Annotated in this window: 23 protein-coding genes; 11 read left to right on the top strand and 12 right to left on the bottom strand. The window is 60.1% G+C overall.

The genetic code is table 11. The features are described from left to right. Positions 1-61: 61 nt before the first annotated feature. On the top strand, positions 62-1453 hold the full coding sequence (locus tag E4O97_RS01615; protein WP_248160778.1) for a hypothetical protein: 1392 nt from the start codon (positions 62-64) through the stop codon (positions 1451-1453). Positions 1454-1520: 67 nt separating this feature from the next. Here the strand turns inward: E4O97_RS01615 and oadA are convergent, their stop codons facing one another. Beyond that, positions 1521-3329 (bottom strand): sodium-extruding oxaloacetate decarboxylase subunit alpha, encoded by a 1809-nt coding sequence (gene oadA / locus E4O97_RS01610; protein ID WP_248160777.1) that lies wholly within the window; start codon positions 3327-3329, stop codon positions 1521-1523. Between the two features lie 11 nt (positions 3330-3340). After that, positions 3341-4756, bottom strand: coding sequence for an acetyl-CoA carboxylase biotin carboxylase subunit (locus E4O97_RS01605; protein ID WP_003195732.1), 1416 nt, complete (start codon positions 4754-4756; stop codon positions 3341-3343). Positions 4757-4952: 196 nt separating this feature from the next. Between E4O97_RS01605 and E4O97_RS01600 the strand changes: the two genes are divergently transcribed. Then, a complete protein-coding gene (locus tag E4O97_RS01600) occupies positions 4953-5927 on the top strand; it encodes a LysR family transcriptional regulator (RefSeq protein ID WP_032878656.1) in 975 nt (324 codons plus the stop codon). On the opposite strand, the gene E4O97_RS01595 is transcribed toward E4O97_RS01600, so the two are convergent. From E4O97_RS01595 to E4O97_RS01585, 3 genes are all read right to left on the bottom strand, one after another. Further along, positions 5857-6054 carry a hypothetical protein gene (locus tag E4O97_RS01595; protein ID WP_078822668.1) on the bottom strand — a complete coding sequence of 66 codons (198 nt, stop codon included), beginning with the start codon at positions 6052-6054 and terminating at the stop codon, positions 5857-5859. The two genes, E4O97_RS01600 and E4O97_RS01595, sit on opposite strands and share 71 nt — an antisense overlap. Before the next feature lie 211 nt (positions 6055-6265). Then, positions 6266-7132 (bottom strand): transcriptional regulator HexR, encoded by an 867-nt coding sequence (gene hexR / locus E4O97_RS01590; protein WP_003177007.1) that lies wholly within the window; start codon positions 7130-7132, stop codon positions 6266-6268. A gap of 163 nt (positions 7133-7295) precedes the next feature. Next, a complete protein-coding gene (locus E4O97_RS01585; protein WP_032878655.1) occupies positions 7296-10169 on the bottom strand; it encodes an EAL domain-containing protein in 2874 nt (957 codons plus the stop codon). Between the two features lie 279 nt (positions 10170-10448). On the opposite strand from E4O97_RS01585, the gene uvrD reads away from it, so the two are divergent. The 3 genes from uvrD to E4O97_RS01570 all read left to right on the top strand — a co-directional run bounded on the left by uvrD (position 10449) and on the right by E4O97_RS01570 (position 14318). Further along, on the top strand, positions 10449-12632 hold the full coding sequence (uvrD, locus tag E4O97_RS01580) for a DNA helicase II (protein WP_248160776.1): 2184 nt from the start codon (positions 10449-10451) through the stop codon (positions 12630-12632). A gap of 273 nt (positions 12633-12905) precedes the next feature. Beyond that, entirely contained in the window at positions 12906-13775 is an 870-nt protein-coding gene (locus E4O97_RS01575; protein ID WP_032878653.1) for a Tim44 domain-containing protein, read from the top strand. A 135-nt stretch (positions 13776-13910) separates the two neighbouring features. After that, entirely contained in the window at positions 13911-14318 is a 408-nt protein-coding gene (locus E4O97_RS01570; protein ID WP_032878652.1) for an SMI1/KNR4 family protein, read from the top strand. Positions 14319-14334: 16 nt separating this feature from the next. On the opposite strand, the gene E4O97_RS01565 is transcribed toward E4O97_RS01570, so the two are convergent. Continuing rightward, a complete protein-coding gene (locus tag E4O97_RS01565; RefSeq protein ID WP_005792568.1) occupies positions 14335-16098 on the bottom strand; it encodes a cation:proton antiporter in 1764 nt (587 codons plus the stop codon). Positions 16099-16390: 292 nt separating this feature from the next. Here E4O97_RS01565 and E4O97_RS01560 point away from each other — a divergent pair, with 292 nt between their 5' ends. Beyond that, positions 16391-16876, top strand: coding sequence for an acyl-CoA thioesterase (locus tag E4O97_RS01560; protein WP_003195747.1), 486 nt, complete (start codon positions 16391-16393; stop codon positions 16874-16876). 26 nt (positions 16877-16902) lie between these two features. On the opposite strand, the gene pdxY is transcribed toward E4O97_RS01560, so the two are convergent. After that, positions 16903-17775 (bottom strand): pyridoxal kinase PdxY, encoded by an 873-nt coding sequence (gene pdxY, locus E4O97_RS01555; protein WP_032878650.1) that lies wholly within the window; start codon positions 17773-17775, stop codon positions 16903-16905. A 117-nt stretch (positions 17776-17892) separates the two neighbouring features. Between pdxY and E4O97_RS01550 the strand changes: the two genes are divergently transcribed. Continuing rightward, the gene (locus tag E4O97_RS01550; protein WP_005792570.1) at positions 17893-18288 is read left to right on the top strand and encodes a DUF3301 domain-containing protein; all 396 of its coding nucleotides are present in this window, start codon (positions 17893-17895) and stop codon (positions 18286-18288) included. Here the strand turns inward: E4O97_RS01550 and E4O97_RS01545 are convergent. From E4O97_RS01545 to dksA, 4 genes are read right to left on the bottom strand one after another with little or no spacing between them, the layout of a single operon-like run. Then, positions 18282-19244, bottom strand: a complete 963-nt coding sequence (locus E4O97_RS01545) for a CobW-like GTP-binding protein (protein WP_248160775.1) — start codon at positions 19242-19244, stop codon at positions 18282-18284. The two genes, E4O97_RS01550 and E4O97_RS01545, sit on opposite strands and share 7 nt — an antisense overlap. A 44-nt stretch (positions 19245-19288) precedes the next feature. Further along, positions 19289-19933 carry a DUF1826 domain-containing protein gene (locus E4O97_RS01540; RefSeq protein WP_032878648.1) on the bottom strand — a complete coding sequence of 215 codons (645 nt, stop codon included), beginning with the start codon at positions 19931-19933 and terminating at the stop codon, positions 19289-19291. Further along, positions 19933-21138 carry a zinc metallochaperone GTPase ZigA gene (zigA, locus tag E4O97_RS01535; protein WP_248133125.1) on the bottom strand — a complete coding sequence of 402 codons (1206 nt, stop codon included), beginning with the start codon at positions 21136-21138 and terminating at the stop codon, positions 19933-19935. The genes E4O97_RS01540 and zigA overlap by 1 nt, the downstream gene beginning before the upstream one ends. Positions 21139-21165: 27 nt before the next feature. Beyond that, the gene (gene dksA, locus E4O97_RS01530) at positions 21166-21570 is read right to left on the bottom strand and encodes an RNA polymerase-binding protein DksA (protein ID WP_148853769.1); all 405 of its coding nucleotides are present in this window, start codon (positions 21568-21570) and stop codon (positions 21166-21168) included. 126 nt (positions 21571-21696) lie between these two features. Here dksA and E4O97_RS01525 point away from each other — a divergent pair, with 126 nt between their 5' ends. After that, positions 21697-22065: a hypothetical protein gene (locus E4O97_RS01525; protein ID WP_032803757.1), complete on the top strand. Its 369-nt coding sequence runs from the start codon at positions 21697-21699 to the stop codon at positions 22063-22065. Here E4O97_RS01525 and E4O97_RS01520 read toward each other — a convergent pair. Continuing rightward, on the bottom strand, positions 22062-23273 hold the full coding sequence (locus E4O97_RS01520) for an N-acetylmuramoyl-L-alanine amidase (protein WP_078822671.1): 1212 nt from the start codon (positions 23271-23273) through the stop codon (positions 22062-22064). The two genes, E4O97_RS01525 and E4O97_RS01520, sit on opposite strands and share 4 nt — an antisense overlap. Positions 23274-23401: 128 nt before the next feature. Between E4O97_RS01520 and folE2 the strand changes: the two genes are divergently transcribed. Genes folE2 through E4O97_RS01505 form a run of 3 tightly spaced genes read left to right on the top strand, consistent with a single transcriptional unit; the run spans position 23402 to position 25823 of the window. Beyond that, entirely contained in the window at positions 23402-24292 is an 891-nt protein-coding gene (gene folE2, locus E4O97_RS01515; RefSeq protein ID WP_248160774.1) for a GTP cyclohydrolase FolE2, read from the top strand. After that, a complete protein-coding gene (locus tag E4O97_RS01510; RefSeq protein ID WP_248160773.1) occupies positions 24289-24957 on the top strand; it encodes an ATP-binding cassette domain-containing protein in 669 nt (222 codons plus the stop codon). Before folE2 ends, E4O97_RS01510 begins: the two co-directional genes overlap by 4 nt. Then, on the top strand, positions 24957-25823 hold the full coding sequence (locus E4O97_RS01505; protein ID WP_005792579.1) for a metal ABC transporter permease: 867 nt from the start codon (positions 24957-24959) through the stop codon (positions 25821-25823). The genes E4O97_RS01510 and E4O97_RS01505 overlap by 1 nt, the downstream gene beginning before the upstream one ends. Positions 25824-25828 lie beyond the last annotated feature (5 nt).

Raw genomic sequence — 25828 nt, 5'->3', positions numbered from 1 at the left:
CATCTGTCGGCTGTTACCTGCGTTAGTTTTCGACCTCAAGCACACTTGAGGTCGAAACCCAATGTTACGAGTACCCCACCAGCTTGCGGCCTATATCCCCCTGCCTGGCTGTTCGGCAGCAGCCCCTGTTTATGCTGAAAAAAGTAACGCTATCGAACTCGCCACCGGCGGTCATTTTACCAACTACGGGCACATATCCACCGGGCCTTCCACGCGCTTCAAGGAGTCGTATAGCGGCATAAGCGCGAACAGCGCAGCAAGCATAATCGTCAACCACGGAGCGGTAGCGGGTGGCAGCAACGGCATCAAAGCCACCGACGATGTGACGCTGATCAATTACGGCGTAATCATCGGCCATAAAGGGGCCGGTCTGAAATCCAAGGGCAATGCAGACGTCGTCAACTACCGCATCATCAGGGGCGCGGATGCCCAGCGATCCAAAGAGAATGATGGCGACGGTGATGGCCTGGACATCGACAAACGTGCACGCGTGCACAACTACGGGCTCATTGAAGGCACCGGGGCCAATGGCGCGGACAAGAACGGAGCCCCCAACACCAGCGAAGGCATCGCCATGGGCGGCGGCGAAATCTATAACCGTGGAGTTATTCGCGGCGCACATCATGGGGTGCTGGTGGACGATGGGGACTTGGGCCCGGCCTATGGGAGCACCTCGCTGATCAACGAGGGCATCATCACCGGTCGCAACGGCTACGGCGTGAGGCTGATCGGAGAACACAATGACCAAGTCACCAACGATGGGCTGATAAGCGGCACCAAAGGCATCGCCCTGGATATGGGGGGTGGCGATGATGTGTTGACTGTGCGCGGTAACGCTCAATTCAACGGCAAAGTAGACGGTGGCAGTGGCACCAATCACGTCGTGCTGGACGATGTCCAAGGTGGCACTTTCAACGGCGCCCTTCGTATCCAGCACCTGTGGATAGGCAGCGGTGCCTGGACCCTCGACGGTGCGCTGGACGCCAATCAGCAAGGCCGAGTCTCTCGCGGGGCAACGCTGATCAACCAGAGTTACATCGGGGGCACAATGACGATTGATGCAGGCGCAACCTACACCGCAGGCACGGTAACCAATCTTGACGTTGCCGGCACGCTGCTGCTGGACCCTGCGCTGAAAAGCCAGACGCGAATCAAGCACGACCTTGACCTGGCAAACGGGTCGACCCTGGCCTTCACCCTCGGCATGGGTGAAGCGCACAGCACCTTGAAAGTCGGCAACAGCGCCCGCCTCAAGGGCACAACACTGAATATCCAGGTCGAACACGAAAACGACGAACTGCTAACCCGCCAGTTACGTGTTATCGACGCTGCTCAGATTGAGGGACGCTTCAACAGGATCACCAGCAACCTTAAAACCTTGACGCCGAGGCTGATCTACACACCCAGCGGGGTCTTTGTCAGTTTCAGGCGCAAACCCTCTACAGAGGCCTGAGTTTCAGGCAAAAAAAAGGAGGGCACCTGCCCCCCCGAGGATTAAGCGGTAGTGTCGAAGGCTGTTATCAGCCTTCGATCTCAATCAGGATCTCACCCGGGTTGACCCGGTCGCCCTTGGCCACATGAACAGCGGTCACCTTGCCGGCAATCGCGGCCTGCACTTCGGTTTCCATCTTCATGGCTTCGGTAATCAATACAGCCTGGCCGGCCTTGACCACATCGCCTTCCTTGACCAGCACGTCGACGATATTGCCCGGCATCGCCGTGCTGACATGGCCGGGTTCGGTGGCGTGCTTGCGCTTGCTGCCGCCGCTGCTGACGAACTCGTTGAGCGGCTCGAACACCACTTCTTCCGGCATACCGTCGATGGACAGGTAGAAGTGGCGTTTGCCTTCAGCCTTCACGCCGACACCGGTGATGTCTACACGGTAGCTTTCGCCGTGCACGTCGATGACGAATTCGGTCGGCACGCCTTCACCACCGGCACGGGCCACACCGCCTGCCTCCGGAATCGGCAGCAGGACTTCAGGGGCCAGGGTGCCTGCGTCGCGTTCTTCAAGGAATTTGCGCCCGATATCCGGGAACATGGCGTAGGTCAGCACGTCTTCTTCGGACTTGGCCAACGCGCCGATTTCACCGCGCAGCTTGGTCATTTCCGGCTTGAGCAAATCAGCCGGGCGAACGTCGATGACCTCTTCGCTGCCGATGGCCTGACGGCGCAGCTTTTCGTTCACAGTGCCCGGGGCCTTGCCGTAGCCGCCTTGCAGGTAGAGCTTCACTTCGTTGGTGATGGTCTTGTAGCGCTCACCGGCCAGCACGTTGAAGAACGCCTGGGTGCCGACGATCTGCGACGTCGGGGTCACCAGCGGCGGGAAGCCGAGATCTTCACGTACACGCGGGATTTCGGCGAGTACTTCGCTCATGCGATTGAGAGCGCCCTGCTCTTTCAACTGGTTGGCCAGGTTGGAAATCATCCCGCCCGGTACCTGGTTGACCTGCACACGGGTGTCGACCGCCGTGAACTCGCTTTCAAACTGGTGGTACTTCTTGCGTACCGCGTAGAAGTACAGGCCAATTTCCTGCAGCAGCTCCAGGTCCAGGCCGGTGTCGAACTCGCTGCCTTTAAGGGCGGCGACCATCGACTCGGTGCCCGGGTGGCTGGTGCCCCAGGCGAAGCTGGAGATGGCGGTGTCGATATGGTCGGCACCATTTTCGATAGCCTTGAGTTGGCACATCGCAGCCAAACCGGCGGTGTCGTGGGAGTGGATAAAGATTGGCAGGTTCTGCTCGGCTTTGAGCGCCTTGACCAGCTCGCCAGTGGCATAAGGCGTCAGCAGGCCGGCCATGTCCTTGATCGCGATAGAGTCGCAACCCATGGACTCCAATTGTTTGGCCTGGGCCACGAATGCATCGACGGTGTGCACCGGGCTGGTGGTGTAGGCGATGGTGCCCTGGGCATGTTTGCCGGCAGCCTTGACCGCTTCGATGGCCACGCGCAGGTTACGCACGTCGTTCATGGCGTCGAAGATGCGGAACACATCGATACCGTTGACGGCAGCCTTGGCCACGAAGGCCTTGACCACATCGTCGCTGTAATGGCGGTAGCCCAGCAGGTTCTGGCCACGCAGCAGCATTTGCAGGCGCGTGTTAGGCAGCGCGGCGCGCAGTTTGCGCAGGCGCTCCCACGGGTCTTCTTTCAAAAAGCGCACGCAGGCGTCGAACGTTGCGCCACCCCAGACTTCCAGGGACCAGTAGCCGACTTTGTCGAGCTTGTCGCAGATCGGCAGCATGTCGTCGGTGCGCATGCGGGTGGCCAGCAACGATTGGTGGGCGTCGCGCAGGATGGTGTCGGTTACGAAGATCTTTTTAGTCATTGGAATGTTCCTCACAGGCCTGCGTGGGCGGCGATGGCGGCGGCGATGGCCAGGGCCAGCTCTTCGGGTTTGCGCTTGATCGAGTAGTTGGTCAGCTCAGGGTGGCTTTCCACGAAACTGGTGTTGAACTGGCCGCTGCGGAATTCCGGGTTGCGCAGGATTTCCTGGTAGTAGGCGGCAGTGGTCTTCACGCCTTGCAGGCGCATGTCGTCCAGGGCACGCAGGCCGCGGTCCATGGCTTCTTCCCAGGTCAGCGCCCACACCACCAGTTTCAGGCACATGGAGTCGTAGAACGGTGGGATGGTGTAGCCGGTGTAGATCGCTGTATCGGTACGCACACCGGGGCCGCCGGGGGCGTAGTAACGGGTGATCTTGCCGAAGCTGGGCAGGAAGTTGTTCTTCGGGTCTTCGGCGTTGATGCGAAACTGCAACGCGAAACCACGGTGCTGAATGTCTTCCTGCTTCACCGACAGCGGCAAGCCCGAGGCAATGCGGATCTGTTCGCGGACAATATCGATGCCGGTGATTTCTTCGGTGATGGTGTGTTCCACCTGCACCCGGGTGTTCATCTCCATGAAGTACACCTCGCCCTCGGCGAGCAGGAACTCCACGGTACCGGCGTTCTCATAGCCCACGGCCTTGGCCGCACGCACCGACAGGTCGCCGATGTAGGCGCGCTGTTCAGGCGTCAATTGCGGGCTGGGGGCAATTTCGATCAGCTTCTGGTTGCGACGCTGGATCGAGCAATCGCGTTCGAACAGGTGCACCACATTGCCAAAGCTGTCACCCAGGATCTGCGCTTCGATGTGCTTGGGATTGACGATGCATTTTTCCAGGAACACTTCCGCCGAGCCGAACGCCTTGGTGGCCTCGGAAATGACGCGGGGGAAGGCTTGTTCAAGTTCTTCGCGACTGTTGCAACGACGGATACCGCGCCCGCCACCACCGGAAGTGGCCTTGAGCATCACCGGGTAACCAATGCGGTCGCCTTCGGTCAGCGCTTCGTGGATATCCGCGACGTTGCCTTCGGTGCCGGGAGTGACCGGCACACCGGCCTTGATCATGCTGCGGCGCGCTTCGGTCTTGTCGCCCATGCGGCGAATCACTTCGGCCGAAGGGCCAATGAACTTGATGCCGCGCTCGGCGCAGATATCCGCCAGCTCGGCATTTTCCGACAAGAAGCCGTAGCCGGGATGCAGCGCGTCGCAACCGGTTTCCACCGCCAGGTTCACCAGCTTGCGCGGGTTGAGGTAGCCGGCCAGGGGCTCGGCACCAATGCTGTGGGCTTCGTCGGCACGTTTGACGTGCAACGCGTGGCGGTCGGCGTCCGAGTAAACCGCGACCGAGCGAATGCCCATCTCGGCGCAGGCGCGCACGATTCGTACGGCAATTTCACCACGGTTGGCGATCAGGATCTTTTTTATCACTTGGAAATTCCCTTGAGCCGATTGCTGCGTTCTTCGACCCGCTTGAGGTGGGTCGGCGCGTGACCAAATGTTTCATGACAGTCGCGAGACACACACTAAGCCCGCCAAAGGATTAACAAAAATCAATAATTATTGGGTCATACATAAGCAAAGACTTATAGTTGACGGTATGGCCGGGGTTGAGAGGGGATAAATAATGCGCAAGTCATTGATGAGGCTGACATTAAGACAACTTCAGATCTTTCATGAGGTGTGCGATTTGCGCTCTTACAGCCGTGCCGCCGAGGAAATGTCCCTCACGCAACCGGCCGTCAGCCTGCAAATCCGCCAGCTGGAAGAACTGATCGGCCAACCGCTGTTCGACTACGTCGGCAAGAAGCTCTACATGACCGAGGCCGCCGAAGCCCTGCAACGGGCCAGTCGCGATATTTTCGGGCGCCTGGAAAACCTCGATATGCAGCTATCGGACATGCAGGGCTCACTGCAGGGCCAACTGAAGCTGGCGGTGGAATCGAGCGCCAAGTACTTCGTGCCGCACCTGTTTGCGGCTTTCAAGCGCCAGCACCCGGAAGTGCAACTGCACCTGACCGTGGTCAATCGTGCTCAGGTAATCCGCAGGCTTTCGGATAACCGCGATGATCTGGTGATCATGTCCATGGTGCCCCAGGACATGGGCCTGGAATTCCTGCCGTTTCTCAATAATCCGATTGTCGCGGTGGCACTGCCGGATCATCCGTTGAGCCTGCAAGGGCCGCTGCGCCTGCAAGACCTGGAGCCTTACACGCTACTTATCCGCGAGCCGGGTTCCGGCACGCGGCTGGCGTGCGAAGAGTACTTCAAGGAAAAACGCGTGCACTTCACACAGACCGTGGAAGTGGCGTCGGCCGAGGCGCAACGAGAGTGCGTGGTCGCAGGTTTGGGTGTGGCGCTGCTGACGCGCCACGCCTTGAACCTGGAACTGGCCACCGGCGGGCTCAAAGAGCTGCCGGTGGAAGAACTGCCGCTGTACCGCAGTTGGTGCCTGGTGCAGGCCAAGGCCAAACGCCTGTCACCGGTGGCCCATGCGTTCCTGGGCTTTATCCGCAGCGAACGGGTGCAGATCAGCGCACTGGCTGAGCGTTTCGCTGGGCAGCCACGGGTGCCTGCCAATGGAGTTCCGGGTAGTCACTGATGCTCTGGAGCAACTGGCGCTCTTCGCAACGGTCTTCGATGGCGCGACGGAACGCCATGCGGCGCTGGTCTTCCTGCTGACGACGGGTCTTGACGGTGCTGTTGCTGTCTTCGTAATGCCGAGTCATGTGGAGTCTCCCAATGCGAGTACGGGGGAGTACAGGATGGGCGCGACGGATGACGGGGGGATGACAGCCTCATGAAGATTCTGGATGCATGGAGAATCTAATGTGGGAGGGGGCTTGCTCCCGATAGCGGAGTTTCAGTCACAGATTCATTGACTGACCTACTGCTATCGGGAGCAAGCCCCCTCCCACATTGAGTTCTGTGTGCAGGTATTTAGTCGTCGAGGGCTTTGACGGACTTGGGTGACAGACGCAGGCTGCGCAAACTGCGTTTAACGCTCTTGAGGTGGTTGACCAGACTCGGGCCGCGAGCCATGGCCACGCCCATCGCCAACACGTCGATCACCACCAGGTGGGCAATACGCGAGGTCAGCGGTGTGTAGATTTCGGTGTCTTCATGCACGTCGATCGCCAGGTTAACCGTGGACAGCTCCGCCAATGGCGTCTGGCTCGGGCACAGGGTGATCAGCGAAGCGCCGCTTTCACGCACCAGGTTGGCGGTGATCAGCAGGTCTTTGGAGCGACCGGATTGGGAAATACAGATGGCCACGTCAGTGGGCTTCAAGGTCACTGCCGACATCGCCTGCATGTGCGGGTCGCTGTAGGCCGCGGCCGTCAGCAGCAGACGGAAGAATTTGTGCTGGGCATCGGCAGCCACCGCGCCGGAAGCGCCAAAGCCGTAGAACTCGACGCGCTGGGCCTGGGACATCGCGGTCACGGCCTTTTGCAGCTCCACCGGGTCGAGCTTCTCGCGCACTTCCATCAGGGTGTGCAGGGTGGTGTCGAAGATTTTCAGGCTGTAGTCGGCGACGGAGTCGTCTTCATGGATCGCAAACTGGCCGAAGCTCGCGCCGGCCGCCAGGCTTTGCGCCAGCTTGAGTTTCAAATCCTGAAACCCGGAGCAACCAATGGCGCGGCAGAAGCGCACGATGGTCGGCTCGCTGATACCCACGCTGTGAGCCAGATCGGCCATGGAACTGTGCATCACGGCCGCAGGGTCAAGCAGCACATGATCGGCAACCTTGAGTTCCGATTTGCGTAACAGGTGGCGCGACTGGGCGATATGTTGCAACAGGTTCAAAGGGCAGGACTCTTGTTATTGGCAGGTGCCAGGGATGTAGCAAGCTTGTAGTTATACTACAAGAATTGTCGTTTTGCCCGTTCGATGCATCACTAAATCGCCCTGCTCCCCTCTGGTTTCAGCAGGCAGACGCCATGTAGCCATAAAGGCGGCCAACGCGGCGTTAAGAAAAATCTGCATTTTTGCGTAACAAATCCGCCAGCCCTTCGGCGTGCATTGGCGGGCTGATCAGATAACCCTGCACCTCATCGCACTGTTCACCGCGCAGAAAATCCAGCTGCTGCTGATCCTCCACGCCCTCGGCCACCACCTTGAGCGCCAGCCCATGGGCCATGGCAATGATAGCCCGCGTGATAGCGGCGTCCTCACGCGCCTGACCGAGGCCACGGATAAAGGCCTGGTCGATCTTCACGTAATCCACAGGAATACGCTTGAGGTAACTGAGGGACGAATAACCAGTGCCAAAATCGTCGATGGCCAGCTTCACCCCCAGGTCACGCAACTGCTGGAAAGTGGCGATGATGTGCTCAACGCTATCGAGCAACTGGCTTTCGGTGAGTTCCAACTCAAGGTATTGCGGGTCCAGCCCGGTCTCTTCCAGAACCTGACGCACCAGGCTGACCAGCTTGCCTTGACGCAGCTGATGCACCGACAGGTTCACCGACACGCGAATCGGCGCCAGCCCCTGGCGCTGCCACTCGCAAGCTTGCCGGCACGCCTGGCGCAGCACGAACTCTCCCAACGGCACGATCAAGCCGGTTTCTTCAGCCAGGCCGATAAAGTCCCCCGGCGGCACCATGCCCCACTGCGGATGCTCCCAGCGAATCAGCGCCTCGGCGGCATTCAGCTTGCCGGTCGCCAGGCACAACTTCGGCTGGTAGAACACGCTCAGATGGCGCTCCTCGATCGCTTTGCGCAGGTGGTTTTCCAACTGCAGACGCTCCAGGGTGCTGGCTTGCAAACTGTCGGTGTAAAACTGGAAATTATTGCCGCCCAGATGCTTGGCGTGCTGCATGGCCATATTCGATTGGCTGACCAACGCAGAGATCTCCCGCGCATTATCCGGCAGCAAGCTGACCCCCATAGAAGCACTGACCACCAGTTCGTGCCCCTCCACCGTTACCGGTACCCGCAGTTTCGCCAACAGCCGCGTCGCCACGCGCGCCAGGCTCGACAAATTGCCGTAGGCATCGAACAGCACCGCGAACTCATCGCCGGACAAGCGCGCAATGGTGTCGGCTTCGGGCAGCGCATTGATCAAACGCCGGGCCATTTTCTGTAACAACTGGTCGGCCACTTCATGGCCCAGGCTGTCATTGAGCAACTTGAAACGGTCCAGGTTTATATGCAGCAGCGCCAGGCTGCGCCCGCCCTGGCGCACGCGTTGATGGGCTTCGTGCAGCCGTTCGCGAAACAGCGAACGGTTGGCCAGGCCGGTCAGCTCGTCATAGTGAGTAAGGTAGCGCATACGTTCTTCGGATTCGCGCCGTGCCGACAGATCGGCGAAAAAGCCTACAATATGACTGACGTTTCCCCGAACATCGCGCACCACATTCAATTGCAGCCACTGCGGGTAGAGCTCGCCGTTCTTGCGCGTTTCTACCAGCTCGCCCTGCCAGGTGCCATGGCTGAGCAGGGCCTGGCGGATCATCGGGAAGTGGCGCCGCGCATCGCGACTGCTGGGCAGCTCCACGACATTGCGACCAAGCATGTCGTCGATGTCAAAACCGGTGACACGGCTGAACGCTTGGTTCACCGCGATCAGCGCGTACTCGGGATCAAGGATCACGATGCCTTCGCTGGCCGCCTCGAACACCGTCGAGGCGAGCCGTTGCTGTTCTTCCAGCGCCTTGCTGGCACTGATGTCGCGGCGCGTGCCGAGCATCCGCACGACGCGGCCATTGGGCGCACGTTCTACCGCGCGCCCACGGTCCTGGATCCACATCCAATGTCCATCGCCATGACGTATCCGGTATTCCACCTGATAATCCTCACTGCGACCTTTCAAGTGCTCCACCAGCGCGTGCTTGAGCAATGGCAGGTCGTCGGGGTGCAGGCGCGGCTTGAGGTGGCTGAGCATCGCCTTGACGTATTCAGGCTCCAGGCCGAACAGCTCCTTGAGCTGAGTGTGATGGACTTCGTCGGTTTGCAGGTTCCAGTCCCACAGGCCCAGTTCACTGGCTTGCAGGGCCATGGCCAGGCGCGCTTCGCTGGTATTGAGGGCGAGGCTGGCGGCATCCAGTTCCTGGCTGCGTTGCGCCACGCGGTCTTGCAGGCCGATTTGGGCTTCGCGCAGGTCCTGCTCGACCTGGCGGCGCTGCTCGACTTCACGCACCAGCTCCAGGTTCAGCTGCTCACTGCGCTGCCGGGCCTGCTGCAGGTGCTCGATCAGGGCCTGGTTCTGGAAGCGACGCAACAGCCCGCGCTGGATCAAGCGGTTGACCTGCCACGCCACCAGGCTCAGGGACGCCAGCAGGATCAGGCCAAGCACGCCCCAGCCCTGCTGCTGTGGGGTGCCATTGCAGAAAAGATAAATAATGGCCGGCAACAGGCAGGGCAAGGCAAATGACAGGAAGGCCCAAAGGCTCACGGCATAGGCCACGCTGGCCGACAAGGTAGCGGCGCCGATCAGGCCGAACACCCAGGCCTGATGCATGAAACTGTCGGCGGGTACCAGGGCGATGGCGGCAATGGACAGGGTCAGGCCGCTGACCGCTGAGCCGAGCATGAACATACGCCGCCACACCGGTTGGGCCTGGCGGCTGGGCATGGCCGAATCAAAAGCCGCCACCTGGATCACGCGCATCGCCACCAGAGCGAGTAACCAGAGCAACCAGAGACTGTCGAGCAGGTAGTGCTCGGGATTCCACAGCAACCAGGCGCAGACCAGGCCATTGACCAGCATCAGCAGCGTCGGCAGCAACGAGCCCTGATACAGCAGGCGTGTGCGCTCGACCGCCATTTGGGTTGCATAGTGTTTGCGGATGACCTGCGCGGGCGCCACTGAGGGGCCAAACAGATCAGTGCTAAGGGTCATAGGCGATGTTCTTATAATGGTGAGCCCGAAACGTCGACGGAGCATACACAAGCAAGCGCCTGGGCCAAACTGCCCCACGTCATAAAAAACCGCCTGCAATGGGCCGCAAACCTTTGGTCCAGACAGCTCGAGCAAGACGCGGCGCGGGCTGCGGCCCATGACCAACCGGTCATCCCGCACGACAGAATTTTTGCCCGCTGGGTGGTGTGCGAAGTGTTTTGCGTCGACCACCGGGCATTGGGATTTGCCCGAGCCCCTTTAGGCCCATAGAATGCGTCGATGCGCGATGATCTCTCTCTTTTGCTGAACTCCCTCAACGATGCCCAACGCCAGGCCGTAGCGGCCACCGTTGGCCGTCAGTTGGTCCTGGCCGGTGCTGGCTCCGGTAAAACCCGAGTGCTGGTGCACCGTATCGCCTGGTTGATCCAGGTCGAAAACGCGTCCCCGCATTCCATCCTGTCGGTGACCTTCACCAACAAGGCCGCTGCCGAGATGCGCCATCGCATCGAGCAGTTGATGGGCATCAGCCCGGCCGGCATGTGGGTGGGTACCTTCCACGGCCTGGCGCACCGCCTGTTGCGAGCCCATTGGCAGGAAGCGGGGCTGAGCCAGACCTTCCAGATCCTCGACAGCGATGACCAGCAACGCCTGGTCAAACGGGTGATCCGCGAACTGGGCCTGGATGAACAACGCTGGCCGGCGCGTCAGGCCCAGTGGTTTATCAACGGCCAGAAAGACGAGGGCCTGCGCCCGCAACATATCCAGGCCAGCGGCGACCTGTTCCTGGCCACCATGCGCAGCATTTATGAAGCCTACGAGGCGGCCTGCGTACGCGCCGGCGTGATCGACTTCTCCGAACTGTTGCTGCGCGCGCTGGACCTGTGGCGTGACAACCCCGGTTTGCTGGCCCATTACCAGAAGCGCTTCCGCCACATTCTGGTGGACGAGTTCCAGGACACCAACGCCGTGCAGTACGCCTGGTTGCGCCTGCTGGCCAAGGGCGGCGACAGCCTCATGGTGGTGGGTGATGACGACCAGTCGATCTACGGCTGGCGCGGCGCGAAAATCGAGAATATCTATCAGTATTCCGAGGACTTCCCGGACGCGGTGACCATCCGTCTGGAGCAGAACTACCGCTCCACCGCCGGGATCCTCAAGGCCGCCAACGCCTTGATCGCCAACAACACCGGGCGCCTGGGCAAAGAGCTGTGGACCGATGGCGGCGAAGGCGAAGCGATCAACCTGTATGCCGCGTTCAACGAACACGATGAAGCACGCTACGTGGTGGAAACCATCGAAAGCGCGCTGAAAACCGGGCTGGCCCGTAGCGATATCGCGATTCTGTACCGCTCCAACGCCCAATCGCGGGTGCTGGAAGAAGCCTTGCTGCGCGAGCGTATCCCGTACCGCATCTACGGCGGCCAGCGTTTCTTCGAACGTGCCGAAATCAAGAACGCCATGGCCTACCTGCGCTTGCTCGAAGGCCGTGGTAACGACGCGGCGCTGGAGCGGGTGATCAATATCCCGGCCCGCGGCATTGGCGAGAAAACCGTTGAAGCGATCCGCGACCATGCGCGCCATGCCGATGTGTCGATGTGGGAAGCCATGCGTTTGCTCATCGCCAACAAAGGCTTGACCGGCCGTGCGGCCGGGGCGCTGGGTGTGTTTGTCGAGCTGATCGAGAACCTGGCCGCCAAGTGCGCAGAAATGCCCCTGCACCTGATGACCCAGACCGTGATCGAGCAGTCCGGCCTGATCGCCTACCACGAGGCGGAAAAAGGCGAGAAAGGCCAGGCCCGGGTAGAAAACCTTGAGGAACTGGTCAGCGCTGCCCGCGCCTTTGAAAACACCGAGGAAGATGAAGAGCTGACGCCGCTCGCCGCCTTCCTGGGTCATGCATCACTGGAAGCCGGCGATACTCAGGCCGATGAGCATGAAGACAGCATCCAGTTGATGACCTTGCACAGTGCCAAGGGCCTGGAATTCCCCTATGTGTTCCTGGTGGGCATGGAAGAAGGCCTGTTCCCCCACAAGATGAGCCTGGAAGAGCCCGGCCGCCTTGAAGAAGAACGCCGCCTGGCCTACGTGGGCATTACCCGGGCGATGCAGAACCTGGTGATGACCTACGCGGAGACCCGACGCCTGTATGGCAGCGAGACCTACAACAAGGTGTCGCGTTTCGTACGTGAAGTGCCGAAAGGCTTGATCCAGGAAGTGCGCCTGTCCAACAGCGTCAGTCGCCCGTTCGGGGGCGGCCAGCAGCAGAACTCCAGCACTATGTTTGCCGGTTCCGAGATTCCTGAAACCCCGTTCAGCCTTGGCCAGCAGGTCAAACATGCGATCTTCGGCGAAGGTGTGATCCTCAATTTCGAAGGCGCCGGTGCACAGGCCCGGGTGCAGGTGAACTTCGCCGAAGGCAGCAAGTGGCTGATGATGGGTTACGCGAAGCTCGAAGCGGTCTGAAGCGAGCTGTTTGTGGCGAGGCAGCTCGCCCGTTTTTTGGGGCTGCTGCGAAGCCCAGCGGGAGCAAGCTCCCTCGCCACAAGAAACACTGCGTAACATGAAGATTATTGGCCCACCCTTGTTTTAGAAGAGCACGGGCCAATATCTGTAGTTAGTCCTACAGACCCTTCGGATTTGGTCTTACGCAAAAGCCCGAAACATTATGCCGCTAGCCACTGCCACGACACCTGTGCAACATGGCGCGCGTGCAATCCACAAATGGGAATTCCCTTTATGAAACGTTTTCTTAGCATCGCCATGGCGTTGTGCATCGGCTTGACGATGAGCCTGGACGCCAACGCCAAACGCTTCGGTGGCGGCAAAAGCTCTGGCGCAGCGCCGACTCACCAAACCAGTCAAATGGCTCCCTCCGCCGGTGCCGGCGGTGCTGCCGCAACTGCGGGTGCAGCCGGTGCGGCTGGCGCTGCTGCCAAGGCCGGCGGTGCTTCGCGCTGGTTGGGCCCTCTGGCCGGTATCGCCGCCGGTGGCCTGCTCGCGTCCATGTTCATGGGCGGCGGCTTCCAGGGCATGCAGATCTTCGACATCCTGATCCTGGCCGTCATCGCTTTTGTGATCTTCCGCTTTATCGCTGCCCGTCGCCGCAAGCAGCAGGAGCACCTTGCTCCAGCCGGCGCGCCGATGCAGCGTGAAGTGTTCGAGCAGAAGCCAGCCATGGGTTCGATCTTCGGTGGCTCGGCAGCACCTGCCGCCGCCCGTCCGGTGATCAATGCTCCGGCCTGGTTCAACGAAGAGCGTTTCGTCGAAGCGGCCCGCAGCCACTTCCAGTCCCTGCAACAGCACTGGGACGCTAACGAAATGGACAAGATTGCCGAGTTCGTGACTCCGCAACTGCTGGAGTTCCTCAAGCGCGAACGCGCCGAGATCGGCGATGCGTTCCAGTCGACCTACATCGACGACCTGCGCGTACAGCTTGAAGGTGTGGATGATCGTGCCGACAAGACCATCGCCACCCTGACCTTCAGCGGCGTGTCGAAGTCGTCGCGTTTCGACCAGGGCGAAGTGTTCAGCGAAAGCTGGAACATGGAACGTGCTCAGGGCGAGAACCAGCCATGGCTGGTCGCCGGTATCCGCCAGAACAGCTGATACTCACGCGTTTGAGCAAGCGGTAACAAAAACCCCGGACATGTCCGGGGTTTTCTATTTCACGGTTGCACTTATAGCGAGCTACTGTATAAAACGCCCCTATAAACCGCGCCATCTAGCAAGAGGATCCCGGCCGTGGAAGAAATCATCGAACAATTGCGTGAAGCCAACGAACCGGTCCCGGTTCCTTTGGAGCTGCCTGACGAAGACCAACTGGTGGAAGTTGAAGAACAGCTGTTCATCAATATTCCGTTCGTCTTTAAGGAATTCCTGCTGACCGTCAGTGATGTGGTGTACGGCAGCTTGGAGCCAGTGACCATTACTGACCCGGGCTCCCATACCTACCTGCCTGAAGTGGCTGCAAACGCCTGGGACCTTGGTGTACCTCGAGAGCTGATCCCAATCTGCCAAGACGGTGACGACTACTACTGCGTCGAAGAAGACGGCACCGTGGTGCTGTGGTCTGGCGAAGAAGAAATCGTCACCGAAGAATCCTGGGAATCGGTGTGGCACTGGGCGCGGGACGTCTGGCTGGAAAGCTGAGTCCCACACCCAACCTTTAGTGCTCCGGCGTATCCTTGTGGTTATCTAATGTTTCCAACAAGGCCACCTGCATCCGCGTATGCACCCGGATAAACCAGCGCCAGAGCACCGCAGCCACTGCCGCCGTGACCACGGCGATCAGCACCAGCAACTTGTTGGTCGGCAGAATGCTGGCCGACAAGGCTGCCAGTAGCAGGAAGATCACCAGCAGCGAGAGCAGCGGAATCAGCTCCGCGATCACCCTTCGCACACGCTGGGTATGCCGCCCGGCCATCTCCGGCTTCACACTCATCTCGGCCAGCAACATCGACAGCGCCTTGAGCTTGCGATACGCCGCAATCAGGAACGGCAGCGACAACAGCAGCGCCCCGCCCCAGATCAACGCCTTCTGCCAGCTCTGATCACTGATCCAGCCTTCCAGATACCCGCCGATGCGCGCCGCGAAAAAACTGCCGGCGAAGAAGATCGCGATCACCAGTGCCAGATTCACCCCGACTTGCAGGATGATCTTGCGGATCATCGACGCCAGCATTGCACCCTCGCCCTGGGGCTGGATGCTGCGCAGCCATTCGCCATACAGTCCGAATACCCGGCTCATGCGCTTGGGCATTACCGCTGCGATCTTCAACGACAGCGGGTCAGCCCCGCGAATCAGGTAGGGGGTGAGCAAGGTCGTGATTGCCGAAACAGCCACGGCCACCGGGTACAGGAAGTCGCTGGTCACCTGCAAAGTCATCCCCAGCGCTGCGATGATGAAAGAAAATTCGCCAATCTGTGACAGCCCCATACCGACCCGCAACGAAGTACGACCATCATTGCCAGCGATAAAAGCGCCCAGGCCACAGGAGAGCATTTTGCCCAGTACCACAGCCACGGTGATCACGGCGATCGGCCACGCGTATTGCAGCAAGATCTGCGGGTCGATCATCAAGCCAATCGCGACAAAGAAGATCGCGCTGAACATGTCGCGAACGGGTTCGATCAAGCGCTCAATCTTAATCAACTGACGGGATTCAGCCATGATCGCGCCAATCAGGAAGGCGCCGAGCACCATGCTGTACTCCAGCTTCACCACCAGCAGGCAGAAGCCGAAACACAGGCCCAATACGGTGATCAGCAGCATTTCGTTGCTTTCAAACTTGGCCACGTAGGCCAGCAGGCGCGGCACCAGCAAAATGCCGATCACCAGCGCGACGATCATGAACAGTGAGAGTTTGCCGACCGTGGAGAACACTTCGCCTGAGCTGACCGTGCCACTGACGGCGATGCTCGACAGCAGGGCAATGATGCCGATGCCGAGAATGTCCTCGACGATCAATACCCCGAAAATCAGCTGGGCGAAACGCTGGTCTTTCATCTTCAGGTCATTGAGGGCCTTGACGATGATGGTGGTCGAGGAGATCGCCAGGATCGCGCCGAGGAACAGCGAGTCCATGGTGCTCCAGTCGAACCAGCGGCCAATCTCATAGCCGATCCAGATCATCAGGACGATTTCCAGGAAGGCCGCGATAAACGCCGTGGCGCCCACCTTGAACAGCTTGCGCAGGCTGAACTCCAGGCCCAGGCAGAACATCAGGAAAATCACCCCTAGCTCAGCCAGGGTCTTGATCGTGTCTTCATCGTGGATCAGGCCAAACGGCGGGGTATGCGGCCCGATAATAAAGCCAGCGACGATGTAGCCCAGCACCACCGGCTGCTTGAGGCGGTGAAACAGGATGGTCACAACCCCTGCCACCAGCATGATCACGGCCAGGTCCTGGATAAAGCTGATGGCGTGCATGGCGAGGGACTCCTTGAGGTACCAGCGCTTTTCCCACTTCCGGCCGCCTTTGTACGGTCGCAAAGAGCGGAAGGAAAAGTCTGCCTTGATCGTAAGAAATGCCCTGAGATGGGCTTTTGAAGGTTAACACCGCGACTTCTGCTGAAAAGCCGGTGCAATATATGGAAACAGATCGATGCACGCGTGACGGCAAGCTGCCCACCAGCGTCCCGTTAGGGATGGCGCTGCAAAGACTCCAGCACCCGCAGAGGTGCCCTCCCCCCAACCAATGCCTACAACCCGTGAGTGTGCTATGGAACCCGGAAACGCCCAGCTGTCGATGACGGTACTGATGACCCCTGACATGGCTAACTTCTCAGGCAATGTCCACGGCGGCACGCTGCTCAAGTACCTCGACGAAGTGGCCTACGCCTGCGCCAGCCGTTATGCCGGTCGTTATGTGGTCACGCTGTCGGTGGACCAGGTGATTTTTCGCGAACCGATCCATGTCGGTGAACTGGTGACTTTCCTCGCGTCGGTCAACTACACCGGCAATACGTCGATGGAAGTGGGCATCAAGGTGGTGACCGAGAACATCCGTGAACGCTCGGTGCGCCATACCAACAGCTGTTTCTTTACCATGGTGGCCGTGGACGACCAGCGCAAACCTGCCGCCGTGCCGCCGCTGCAACCGCAGAACAGCGAGGACAAGCGCCGCTTTGTGCAGGCCCAGCAGCGTCGGCAGATTCGTCAGGAGCTGGAAAAGCGTTACCGGGAGATCAAAGCCGACGCGCCGTAATTTGTAAACCCACGGGCTCCCTGTGCTTACAAACTGATCGGTGTGGCTTCGAAGCGCACACGAGGGTGGGCAATACGGTCCTGGGCCCGCACCAGTTCCAGTTCATAACTGGCGCAGGCCTGGGTCTCCAGTAACACTTCATGCACCGCTGCGGCGGTGAATTCAAAGGCTGCCACCAGGCTATCGCCCAACAGCACCCGCGCCAGGAACAGGCCCGACGTCAGGTCACCCACACCCACCGGCTGACGCGGGAACGCCAGCAGCGGCCGACGCAAGTGCCAACTGCCCTCAGCCGTCACCAACAGCATTTCAAAACCTTCCGGCAGTTTGCCTGGGTAATCCAGGTGCTTGACCAGCACCGCTTTGGGCCCGCGGGCCAGCAACGCCTTGGCCATGGCCAGGCAATCAAACAGCGATTGCGGCTTGCGCCCGGCAAAGCTGTCCAGTTCCAATTGGTTGGGGCACAGGAAATCTGCCATGGCCGCAGCCTCATCGAGCAGGAAATCGCTGACCTCCTGTGGCACGATGCAACCCTTTTCCGGGTGGCCCATCACCGGGTCGCACAGGTACAGCGCCTTCGGATTGATCGCTTTGATACGGGCCACGCCGCTAAGGATTGCACGGCCCTGATCGGCGCTGCCCAGGTAGCCGGACAGCACCGCGTCACAGTTGCCCAGCTCACCAATCGCGGCAATGCCTTCTACCAGGGCCGGAATCTGCTGCGGCGCCAACACTTCGCCCGCCCACTGTCCATACTGAGTGTGGTTGGAGAACTGCACCGTATTGAGCGGCCAGACATTCACTCCCACACGCTGCATGGGGAACACGGCGGCGCTGTTTCCGGCGTGGCCAAAGACCACATGAGACTGGATCGCAAGCAGATGAGGTGTGCGTTTCATGCGGGAGATTTCCGTAAAGCCGTTGAAATTCTGGCCGCGCAGTATGCGACTAAACGCAGCCTGTACGACAGACCGGCGACGCAGTTAAGCTGCTCTCACTTTGTTGGAGTTCATGGAATGCTGACCCTGGGAAACATCTTCGTGCTGATGCTGCTGGCGACTGGCGCCGCCTGGGTTTGGCACAACCACGGCCTGCGTGAGCGGGCGCTGGAGCGGGTCAAGCAGCATTGCGCCAAGCTTGATATCGAATTGCTCGATGGTGCGGTTGCGCTCAAACGCATTGGTTTCGTCAAGGATGCCAATGGCCGGCGGCGCCTGGCACGCGTCTATAATTTCGAATTCACCGTGACCGGGGAGACCCGCCATGCCGGGACGATCACCCAATTCGGCGCCCACAGTGCGCAGATCGAACTGGCACCCTACCCGTTCGAAGCCAAGGAGCCACTGCCTAGCGCCGAAGTGATCGAATTGAGCCAATGGCGCCAGGACCACGCCACCAAGAACCGTCAGTAGCGGCAGGCTGCCAGCGCCGCCTGCAATGCGGCCACGTCCCGTGGTTCGCTGAAGATCAATTCGATACGTGAATCCCGTCGCCATTCGCTAGGTTGCCAGGTTAAAACGCTGTTATCCACAGCGTTGGCCGAGACCCAGTCTTCGCCGCTGTGGATAACCAGTTTGGCACGATGCCAGTCGAGGCCTGATAGCCAGCGATGCAGACGGCTGACATCAAATTGCTGGCTGGGGTGCCATCGCCAGCCGATACTCCACCCCCCCTCCTGGCCCTGGCTCAAACAGATGGGCAAGGCAGGATCGCTCCAGATGGCCGGCATTTGCGCGAGGCCTTCAGGCGCCGCGAAGTTATCCACAGCCGCTTGGGCCTGCGCATTCAAGCCCGGCAACTGGTCGATTGGCAGCTGAGCCTGGCGTGTCCAGTAAATCGCGCAATCGGGTAACTGCCGTTCAATCGCCTGACGCTGCGCGGCATTCAGGGCCTCATCCTTGTTCAACACCAGCAGGCCAGCACTTGCCAGCGCCGCTTGCTGTGCCTGCGGCAAGGGCTTGCCTGCTGCCAACGCCTGGGCATCCAGCACCAGCACGCTGGGCTGCACGGCCAGCACGTGCTGCCATGGCGCTTCCCGCAGTTGTTTGAGCAACTGCGCGGGATGACCCAAACCTGAAGGTTCGATAAACAGCCGATCCGGTTTGGCCTTACGCAGCAAACGGCCCAGGCCTACCTGGAACGGTGCACCATTCACACAGCACAGGCAGCCACCCGCCACCTCGCCCAAGGCGACGCCGTCAGCGTCTTGAGTCAGCAAGGCTGCGTCCAGGCCGATCTGGCCAAATTCGTTGATCAGCACCGCCCAACGCTCGTTGGCCGGGCGCTGAGCGAGCAGGTGCTTGATCAGGCTGGTCTTGCCGGCGCCCAATGGGCCGGCAATCACATGGGTGGGTATGTTCTGCAGCATTGGAAACATCATTCTGACCGTGTAGAGCGTTTGATCCTACGCGGTTACGCCAGCCAATCCAGCGTCAGGATCAACCGGCGCTCATCGGCCTTGAGCGCTGGCGAACGATGGATCAGGCCATGCCCTTCGTTACCGTGCCATTTGGTGCCCTTGAGCAGCGCCACCTCACCGCAGTGGATCTGCTCGATACGCTCGGTAGGTTCGGCGTCCGCCTGGCTCAGTTTGCGGCGATCCATCACACCTTCGCGCAACCATTGGCTGCCGATACCGGCATAGGTGGTGATCAGCCGAACCGGCACATGATCAACGTGAAAACGCGGGCACATGGCCTTGTCCAACAGCCGCAAACGTACGCCAATACGCTTGGCGCCGAGCAGGCAGGCAAATGCACTGACCAGCCATGACACATCGGCGATAAAACCTTCGTAACCCTCAAGATCGCGACAACTGGATGCCAGGCCCTGCAAGTTCGGCACAGCGTCCTCGTTGTCGAGCTCAATCACCAGGGATTCGGCGAGCGGCTCATTGAGCGCCACCAGCAAGGCGCCGAACTCGGCGATATGCAGGGGCAACTGACGTTGCCACAGCGCCAGGTTGACGCCATCTTCGAGGATATCGGACAGTGCCAACGGAGTTTGCCCACACGTCTGGCGGATCACGGGGCGCAGGGGGATAACCGGGGCCAGCATCAGGCGACCTGCTCATACCAAGGGCCGAAAGGATCGGGCAGCTGGCGCCAACCTTCGACACCCAGGGCCATTTCTTCATCATTGAGCAAGCAGGCATCCAGTTCCGCACGCATCAGGTTGAAGTCGATGTTTTGCCCGATAAACACCAGCTCCTGGCGGCAGTCCCCCGTGCTCAGTGTCCAGTTGCCCATGATCGCCGCCACGCTTTCCTCGTCCTGGGGCCATTGGCTTTTGGGCACAAAGCGCCACCAGCGTCCGGCAAAGCCATGGCGCATCAAGCCACCAGCCTGGGACCAACTGCCGGCGTCCTGATGTTTGCTGGCCAACCAGAAGAAGCCCTTGGAGCGCAACAGTTTGCCGTTCACCCAAGGGCGATCGATAAAGTCGAAAAACCGCTGTGGATGGAAGGGGCGGCGCGCACGGTAAGCGGTGGAGGCAATACCGTATTCTTCGGTTTCCGGTACATGCTCACCGCGCAGCTCCTGCAACCAACCCGGCGCCTGGGCAGCGCGTTCGAAGTCGAAACGGCCGGTGTTGAGGATCTTGTGCAGCGCCACCTCGCCCATGACCATCGGGATGATTTCCGCCTGGGCGTTGAGGCGCTCGAGGATGGCCATCAATTCTTCACGCTCGCGGCTGCTGATCAGGTCGATCTTGCTGATCAGGATGACGTCGGCGAATTCGATCTGCTCGATCAGCAGGTCAGTGATGGAGCGCTCATCTTCTTCGCCCAGGGTTTCGCCGCGGGAAGCCAGGCTTTCGGCGGCCTGGTAGTCGAGCAGAAAGTTCATGCCATCGACCACGGTAACCATGGTGTCCAGGCGTGCAATGTCGGCCAGGCTTTGCTCGTTTTCATCGCGAAAGGTGAAGGTTTCGGCCACGGGCAGCGGCTCGGAGATACCGGTGGATTCGATCAGCAGATAATCGAAGCGCCCTTCCTTGGCGAGCTTGGCGACTTCTTCCAGCAAGTCTTCACGCAAGGTGCAGCAGATGCAGCCGTTGCTCATCTCCACCAGTTTTTCTTCGGCACGATTGAGCGTGACGTCGCGCTGCACCTCGCTGCCGTCGATGTTGATTTCACTCATGTCGTTGACGATCACCGCCACCCGCAGGTTGTCGCGGTTGCGCAGGACATAGTTGAGCAGTGTGCTTTTACCGGCGCCGAGAAAGCCGGACAACACGGTCACGGGGAGACGATTGGGCATCAGGTATTCCTCATCAGGGTTGGCCGGTCAAACTGCCCGTTTATGGCGTTCGCGCAGCTCTTCACGTTCTTTGGCTTCGATACACAGGGTTGCAGTGGGGCGCAGCAGCAGGCGTTGCAGGCCGATGGGCTCGCCGGTTTCACGGCACCATCCGTATTCACCGCGGGCCAGCAGCTCCAGGGCATCGTCGATCTTGTCCAACAGCTTTTTTTCCCGCTCCAGTAGGCGCAACTGCCACTGGCGCTGCTCTTCAGCGCTGCCGATATCCGCCAGGTCGCTATTGGTTTCCTGCTCGCGCAGCGCCTGGAACTCAGCGTCGATACGCGCTTGCAGTTCATTGCGCTGAGCCAGCAGCAGCTCGCGGAAGAAGCGCTGTTGGGCTTCATTCATGTAGTCAGCAGCCGGTTGGGCCAGCAATTCTTGTTCGGTCATGGGAAACGGTTCACGGGTGGGGCTGTGCATTTATGTTATAGTATAACAATACAAATAAGCCAACTTCCCTTGCTCCTCACGACGAAGGGCGCAATGCTTGATCACTTTCGCCCCCCGAGAAACACGATGAGATACGTACTGTGCGCCCTGCTATTGGCAACCGCAGGACCTGCCTGCGCCCAAGTCCCAAGCCCGTTGGCCAACTGCACCCGCAGCGCCACCCTGCTGGCTTGCGTGGACCCGCTGGGCAATGCCTACAGCGTGGCGACTGCGGGCAACATCACTTACCTGCGCGGTTTCGAAGTGATCGGCAAACGCTATTGGGCACAGACCAATAGCCGCTACGGGCAACTGACGTTCTTCACCGGGTTGGCATCGGATGGCGAGGCGTGGGTTGGCTACACACGTCGCGTGGGCTGGACCACCATCAACCGGTTTTCCAGTTCAGGCGGCGCCAGCGCCAAGTTCACCTGTAACCGAATGACCGGCTGTTAAGCCTGGGTTTTCTGCTGTTCCTGCACCCAAGCCATGTAACTGTTGATGGGCGGGTTCTTCTGGAAGTACTGTTTCAACCCTTCAAAAAGCCGATCCGCCACCGCTTGTTGATGACGCGCCGTCACCAGCCGCTGGGCGTCCCGTGCATTGGAGATAAACCCGGTCTCCACCAGGATCGAAGGCACGTCCGGTGACTTGAGCACCGCGAACCCTGCCTGTTCCACCCGCTTCTGATGCAGGCTGGTGATGCTTTGCAGGCTGCCCAGTACCGCGCTGCCCAGTTGCAGGCTGGAGGCGATGGTGGCGTTCATGGACATGTCGAGGATTACTCCGGCCAGCATCGGGTCCTTGTCCTTCAAATTGAGTAACGTCGTGGCGCCCAAGAGGTCTGCGCCGTTCTCGCGCTGGGCCATGAACCGCGCCGTGGCAGAGGTGGCACCGCCTTGCGACAACGCATACACCGAAGCGCCCGATGCAGTAAGCCGTGGCGCGGCGTCGGCGTGCACCGAGATGAACATATCGGCCTTGTACTTGCGGGCGATGTCCACGCGCTTGCGCAGCGGTACGAAGAAGTCGTCGTTGCGCACCAGCTTTACGGCAAAACCTTTTTCACGTTTCAAACGTTTCGCCAGCAACTGGGCGATCGACAGCACCACATCTTTTTCGCGCTGGCCCTTGGAGCCCACGGCGCCCGGGTCTTTGCCGCCATGGCCGGGGTCAACCACCACAATGATGTCGCGTTTGGGATGCGCCTTGTCCACCGGCGCCACCAAGGGCACCGGTTCAGCAGCGATTTGACGGCGCGCGTGCGTGGCGTTGGTCAGGTCCAGTACCAGGCGATGGCCTTGGCCATCCTGGGGCGGCAGCACAAAACTGTTGAGCTGCATCGGCGCGACCAAATCCAGGACGATACGCGTATCGCTCTTGCCGAAATGCCCGGAGCGGATCGAGGTAATCCCACTGTTCTTCAGCGCCAGTTGGGAAAAGTCGCCGCTGAGGCCGGCGCCACTCAAGTCGATGATCAGGCGGTCCGGCGACGTCAGGGAGAACGTCTTGTATTGCACCGGGCCGCTAAGGTCGAACACCAGCCGCAGCTTATCGTCCGAACGCCACAGCCGCGCATTGCGGATCTGCGTGGCGTAGGCCCCCAAAGGCAACGTGAACAAGGGGCTGACCAGCAGCAGGTTAAGGAGCTGACGTCTGTACATGACATATACCGCAGATAAAGGAGCATCCCTACTCGACAGGACTGAACAAAGGCTGGGACAGAAATTTCATCGTGGCAGTTATTGTTATACTATAACATGACCAATCATTTCCAACGATGGACCTGCTCATGAATGCGCTGACTCTGCCGGATATCGCCGCGCAGGCTTCTCGCCAAGCCTTGCCACTCGACTGGGTGGGCATGTGCGGCATTGCCCTGCCTGTGCTGCTCGGCGGCCAACACCTGGCCGCTACCGCCGATGCGGGCGTAAGCCTGAACGACGGTACAGCCCGTGGCATTCATATGTCACGCCTCTACCTGGCGTTGGAAATGCTCGAACAGCAACCCCTTACATCTGCACTTTTGCGTAATGTACTGCAGCGTTTTCTCGACACACATGAAGATTTATCTAAGAACGCCTACCTGCGTATTCACACAAATCTGTTGTTAAAACGCCCAGCGCTGGTCAGCCCTTTGGAGGGGTGGAAAAGCTATCCGGTCAGCATCGAAGCGCGTCTGGAAAATCAGATGTTCCACGTGGAACTAAAAATTGACGTTACTTATTCCTCAACCTGCCCTTGCTCCGCTGCCCTGGCCAGACAGCTAATTCAGCAGCAGTTTCTCGAAGATTTTGCCGACACTCCTCTGCAGCATGAAGACGTGTTGAGCTGGCTGGGCAGCGCCTACGGTATTGTGGCCACGCCCCATAGCCAACGCAGTACCGCGCAGTTAAACGTTCAGCTGCAGGGTGACGATCTGGCGATAGTCGACTTGATCAACGCTGCCGAAGCAGCTCTGGGCACTGCCGTACAAACCGCGGTGAAACGTGCGGATGAACAAGCGTTCGCCCTGGCTAACGGACAGAACCTCATGTTCTGCGAAGATGCCGCTCGCCGCTTGAACTTCGCCTTGAAGCGCTCGGATGCCGTCAAAGCCTTCCACCTCAAAGTGATCCACGCCGAAAGCCTGCACGCCCACGATGCGGTGGCTGAAAGCCGTTGGGCGAGAGACTTTGCATGATTACCTGCCACGCTTTGCGCTGGGGCGCCCCCGGCCAACCACTGACGCCGGCGCTGAACCTGACGCTGGAAAAAGGTAGCCTCACGGGGATTATTGGCACCAATGGCACCGGCAAAAGCAGCCTGCTCAAAGTGATCGCCGGGTTGCAAAAGCCGCTGACGGGCAAGGTGCATGTCGATGTTCCACGTCGCGGCGGCTTGTCGTTCTTGCCCCAGCAACAGCACCTGGATCGTCAGTTTCCGATCAGTTTGCAAGAGTTGGTGGCTGCCGGCTTCTGGGGCACCCAGCTGAATTCACATGAACGCAACGAGCGCCTGCACGCGGTATTGGACGAGTGGTGTCTCAGCGGTTTGGAACAGCGCCCGCTGATGGCGTTATCCGGTGGCGAACTGCAACGCGCCCTGCTCGCCCGTATGAGCCTGGCCGACTCCCCCATCCTGCTGCTCGACGAACCCCACGCCGCCCTCGACGAAGACGGCCAGGCACTGTGCTGGAAACACATCCATACCTGGCACAACCAAGGCCGCACGCTGGTGGTCGTCTGTCATGACTTGGCGTCCGTGCGTCACCACACCCAGCACGTATTGCAGCTTAAAAACACCGGCTGCGTGTTCGGCCCCAGCAAAGAGCTGATCCGCCCGCAACCACAGATGCAGGTGGCCTGATGCACCTCACCGCTCACTTGTGGATGCCATTTCAGGATTTCGTGTTTATGCGCCGCGCACTGATCGGCGGGTTGGTGCTTGCATGTAGCACCGCCCCCTTGGGCGTGTTCCTGATCCTGCGACGCATGAGCCTGATCGGTGACGCCGTGGCTCACGGCATTCTGCCGGGCGCCGCACTGGGTTTCTGGTTCGCAGGGCTAAGCCTGCCCGCCCTGACCCTCGGCGGCCTCGGCGCAGGCCTGAGCATGGCCGGCCTGGCGGCGTGGATTACCCGCCGCACCGGCCTGCGCGAAGACGCCAGCCTCGCCGCCATCTACCCCATTTCGCTCGCGGCCGGTGTATTGATCCTGGGCATTGCCGGCAAACGCTTGGACCTGCTGCACCTGTTATTCGGCTCCGCCCTGGCCGTGGACGAAACCACACTGACCGGAATGCTCTGGGTGTCCAGCTTCAGCCTGATCGCCATGGCACTGATCTACAAACCCCTGCTGCTCGACACCCTTGACCCGCTGTTCCTGCAAACCGTCAGCCGCCTTGGCCCACTGGCCCACGGCCTGTTCCTGACCCTGGTGGTGCTGAACCTGGTGATCGGTTTTCAAGCCATCGGCGCACTGATGGTGGTGGGTTTGATGATGCTGCCGGCCATCGCTTCACGCTTCTGGAGCCGACGCCTGCCGGTGTTGATCGCGGTATCGGCGGTGCTGGGATGCCTGTCGGTGTGGCTGGGTTTGCTGCTGTCGTTCTACTACTCACTGCCCAGCGGCCCGGCGATCGTGTTGGTGGCGGGCGCTGGATATGTGTTGTCCGTGGTATTCGGTCCGGTGCATGGCTTATTGCGCCGCCCACCTTTGCCTACATCCTCATGAGGTGT

Origin of the sequence: Pseudomonas sp. W15Feb34 (assembly GCF_023127765.1) — a bacterium.
In the GTDB taxonomy this organism is placed as follows: Bacteria; Pseudomonadota; Gammaproteobacteria; order Pseudomonadales; family Pseudomonadaceae; genus Aquipseudomonas; species Aquipseudomonas synxantha_A.
The sequence above is the reverse complement of the archived record's forward strand: the minus strand, read 5'-3'. Positions and strand labels throughout refer to the sequence as shown.